At 60.4% G+C, this 3598-nt stretch carries 4 protein-coding genes and 3 tRNA genes; 4 read left to right on the plus strand and 3 right to left on the minus strand.

Annotated features, from left to right (window positions below):
* The first annotated feature begins 261 nt into the window (after nt 1–261).
* The 3 genes from RT551_RS21425 to RT551_RS21435 all read left to right on the plus strand — a co-directional run bounded on the left by RT551_RS21425 (nt 262) and on the right by RT551_RS21435 (nt 680).
* Nucleotides 262–337: transfer RNA gene (locus tag RT551_RS21425), tRNA-Gly, on the plus strand.
* Between the two features lie 146 nt (nt 338–483).
* Nucleotides 484–559: transfer RNA gene (locus tag RT551_RS21430), tRNA-Gly, on the plus strand.
* 47 nt (nt 560–606) lie between these two features.
* A tRNA-Cys gene (locus RT551_RS21435) sits at nt 607–680 on the plus strand.
* Nucleotides 681–1064: 384 nt separating this feature from the next.
* On the opposite strand, the gene RT551_RS21440 is transcribed toward RT551_RS21435, so the two are convergent.
* The 3 genes from RT551_RS21440 to RT551_RS21450 all read right to left on the minus strand — a co-directional run bounded on the left by RT551_RS21440 (nt 1065) and on the right by RT551_RS21450 (nt 2951).
* Nucleotides 1065–1454 carry a hypothetical protein gene (locus RT551_RS21440; RefSeq protein WP_313458146.1) on the minus strand — a complete coding sequence of 130 codons (390 nt, stop codon included), beginning with the start codon at nt 1452–1454 and terminating at the stop codon, nt 1065–1067.
* A gap of 106 nt (nt 1455–1560) precedes the next feature.
* On the minus strand, nt 1561–1953 hold the full coding sequence (locus RT551_RS21445; RefSeq protein ID WP_313458148.1) for a HigA family addiction module antitoxin: 393 nt from the start codon (nt 1951–1953) through the stop codon (nt 1561–1563).
* Nucleotides 1954–2702: 749 nt separating this feature from the next.
* Nucleotides 2703–2951 (minus strand): DUF1778 domain-containing protein, encoded by a 249-nt coding sequence (locus RT551_RS21450; RefSeq protein WP_313462223.1) that lies wholly within the window; start codon nt 2949–2951, stop codon nt 2703–2705.
* 302 nt (nt 2952–3253) lie between these two features.
* Here RT551_RS21450 and RT551_RS21455 point away from each other — a divergent pair, with 302 nt between their 5' ends.
* Nucleotides 3254–3487, plus strand: coding sequence for a hypothetical protein (locus RT551_RS21455; protein WP_313462225.1), 234 nt, complete (start codon nt 3254–3256; stop codon nt 3485–3487).
* The last annotated feature ends 111 nt before the right edge of the window (nt 3488–3598 follow it).

Here is a 3598-nt window from a genome sequence, read left to right on the forward strand (position 1 = left end):
CGGAGGCGGTGGCGGCCCGCGCGGTGCCTACGTTCCGGCGCAAGCGCGCGCTGCGCTGGGCCATGGACCACCTGCAGCAGGACTGGCCGCTGGACCTGATGCTGGGGGCGGGCATGGTGCGGCGGGCGGCCGAGCAGATCTACTTTCACCGGCGCGGGCTGCGCATGGACCGCTGAATACTGTCATCAAAGATGTTGACGACGTGAAGGAATCCCGACACAATAGCGCTCCTTCGACGACACGTCGTTGGGCAGCAAGTCTGCGGGAATAGCTCAGTTGGTAGAGCGCAACCTTGCCAAGGTTGAGGTCGCGAGTTCGAGTCTCGTTTCCCGCTCCAGATTTCGACAAGGCCCCTGTGGGGCCTTGTTTTTCTCCGCGGTGGCACGCGGGCTTCGGCACCCCGGCAAGGGCGCTGGATGTGAAATAAAGTGTAAAAAGGCTGGTGTGTTTACGGTGGTTTCGGTAACATACGCGCCTGATTTTGCGGGAATAGCTCAGTTGGTAGAGCGCAACCTTGCCAAGGTTGAGGTCGCGAGTTCGAGTCTCGTTTCCCGCTCCAGAATCTGACAGCACCCCGGTCACGGGGTGTTGTTTTATAGAGTCACCGGCCTGGTGGCAGAGTGGTCATGCATCGGATTGCAAATCCGCGTACGCCGGTTCGATTCCGACCCAGGCCTCCATATAAAACCCCCTGATCCGTCAGGGGGTTTTTTATTGGCCGATGTTCCGTAGAGCCGGGCTTGCCCGGCTGCTGTTGGCTTTGGGCGAACAACCGGTACTCACTGGCTCCCATGCTTGGGCGCACCGGGGTGGGTTTGCGGGACACGCCGTAAACCCATCCATGGGGGCTCGTCGAAAACATCCATGTTTTTGACGGTCCCGCAAACCCACCCCGGCACGCCCCAGACGGTGGGTCGGTGGCCACGGAAAATCAAAATTCATTCGTGGACCCGGTAGCGTCGGTCGAAAGACGACGGCCCTGAAATGCGCAACATTCGTTAACGCATGACCCCAAATCGAAACCGGTGCTGGTCAGCGCGAACAGCAGCCGGGCAAGCCCGGCTCTACGAAATCTTCCACACCAGATCCAATCCGGACTCATCCCGCACCGCATAAACCCGCTCGTACTGAAACGACAGCACAAACCGATACCGGTGCTGCTTCGAGAACACCTCAATCAACCGATAGATCTCATGCAGGCTCCGCAACATATGCGCAGCCCGAAAGTGAAACGTCACCGTCAACCCCACACTCCACTCCACCTGCATGCCTCTTGCCCCTAAAGCAAGCGGAACAGCGTGCTGCTTGAACCCAAACGCACACCTGCACCCCGGCAGCAGTCCAGCCCAGATATTCTGGTCAACGTCGCTAGGCAGACCCAGCGACCGAAGCGTGAACGCCACATCATCCAGCGTCACCCCGGACTCAATCTCCAACACCATCACCAGACTCATACCCGAACTCCCCGCACTCTGCGCAACAGCCCGCCGTGCTGGCCGGGCTGCGCACGAACTGACAACCCGGGCCGTACCGTACACATGGCGACCCATCCCGACCGTCCTACCAGCGCACGCGCGGGCGGATCAGGTCGATGTCCTCGCCCCAGGCGCAGTACGCCATTTCCATGTCGTGTTTCGCCTGCAGATCCTGCCAGTACGCCGGCGGGTCACCGAAGTAACGCCCCAGCCGCAGCGACAGTTCCGCACTGATGCTGCTGCGGCCACCAATCACCGATTCCAATCGACCACGCTTGACCCGGATGGAGTCCGCCAGCCGCCGAATGGAAATGCCGGCAGGGCGCAGGTAGTCGTCCATCAACACGCGCCCTGGATGGATGCTCGCTGAGGGCTGAAACAGCGGCGCAGGCTGCACCGCTCCGCTTGCATGGCCGCCTTGAGGGCGCTCTGAATTCGCATGGTCAACAACACCTGCAAAGGAACACTGCTCGCACATGGGATCCTCCCGAAACTGGGTAACGAATGAGTTCAACGAAGTGGCAACGCGGCGCGCAGCAATGGCGCGGCGGCATGCCGATCAGATGGCCGGGTCAGCGCCCGGCGTTATAAGTCTTGGATGCGCGCGCGAAGAGGCAACGCCGAAGGGCGGCAGGCGCGCGGAAGACGTAAGCGAAGGCCTCGAGTGGGCAGCTCGAAGCGATGGATGAAGGCCCAGAACGTGTACATCTCAGACTCCCGGGAAAGGCCTTTCCCCCTGTGGGAAAGGCGTCGGGAGGTTAGAAAACCGCTAACGGCGAAGCGGAGCAAGCTTATTTCCCCTGATCGGGGTGTTGTATTCGCTGCCTTCCCGACTGGGATATCCAATCATCGCCGTCATGGAGTTTTCTAATCTCCGAGGCCCACACTGCCGGACGCGCAAACGGATGTGAAGTGGCTGTTTTCTTGCGTTCCGCGCGGTTTCGATAGGCACCATCTATCGTTGACGCGTATGGCTCGAAAAACGGTGTTCTGGCGCAGATCATGCGCCAGTTTGGTCGACTTCTGACGGCATTCCGGCGCGACATGTGCGCCAGTGATTCTTGTGTGCACGAATTCCTTGTGTCGTTTGCAGCGCGTTATGCGTCGCTCCACGCGGTCGCGATGGATGGGGACATCGCTGTCGTAGAGCCGGGCTTGCCCGGCTGACGGAGTCCGTGCGCGTTGAGAAGCCGGGCAAGCCCGGCTCTACGAGTTCCCAGCTCGAAATCAGCGCGGCTTGGGCACCCACCGAACGGTACTACGACAACGTCCAGTTTCATGCTGTCGTGTCTCCAGATGCTGCTTCAGAGAGACAGCTAGACGTTCAGAGATCGGCGTGGGGTTGTCGAGCGCATCCACAAAGCGCTTCATGTCGTTCTGGCCCAGTCGAATGATCGAATGCTCTTCGATGTCCTGATGCTCATGAGCGGTGACCCGGGTGGTGATCCTCGCCCGGTCATTACTGTTTGCATGCATGGGTAACTCCTTTTTCATGTCTGATTGGCCAGAGTCGGTCAAAGGCCCCCTAAATGGCCGGACCACGTCTGTGCCGGTAGTGCCAAAATGCCGACCGCGCTCCAGGAACGTCCACCGCTGGACAACATTTCACATGCCTGAACGCTTCATCCCAAGCGCCATCAATTTGGCGCTTGCAATTGACTTGTCGCGAAGAGCGTGCAAAGTTCAAGTGAACCGCGAGTGAAGCGCGCTATGTGGTCCACACAGCGCGTTGACAGGGGCAGCTCGTCACCGAAGCAGGACAAGTTCACGGAGGTCGTATGCGATACGGCAGAAATGACTTGGCTGACGGCGTGCGCTCCGAGCTGGAGGCCAGCTACAGCAAGCATGGCTGCGGCCCGGAGTTCTGGACCACCTACCAACAGGTGCTGGAGCGCCTGGTGCCACAGGGCAGGAGCCGCACGCAGGTCACCAATGAGCTGGCGCTGATTATTGAGCAGCTGGGGATTGTGCGGAGGGCGCAGATGGTGCCGTCGCGGGAGTCGCGCAGGTAATCGCGGATCCGTAGAGCCACGCCCTGCGTGGCTGCGGGTTGCGTGGTGGACCGCGCTCAGCCACGCAGGTGAGGTGACCCCCAAAAGCTGGACATGCGGCTAGGGCATGGT

The organism is Stenotrophomonas sp. (assembly GCF_032103445.1).
Classification (GTDB): domain Bacteria; phylum Pseudomonadota; class Gammaproteobacteria; order Xanthomonadales; family Xanthomonadaceae; genus Stenotrophomonas.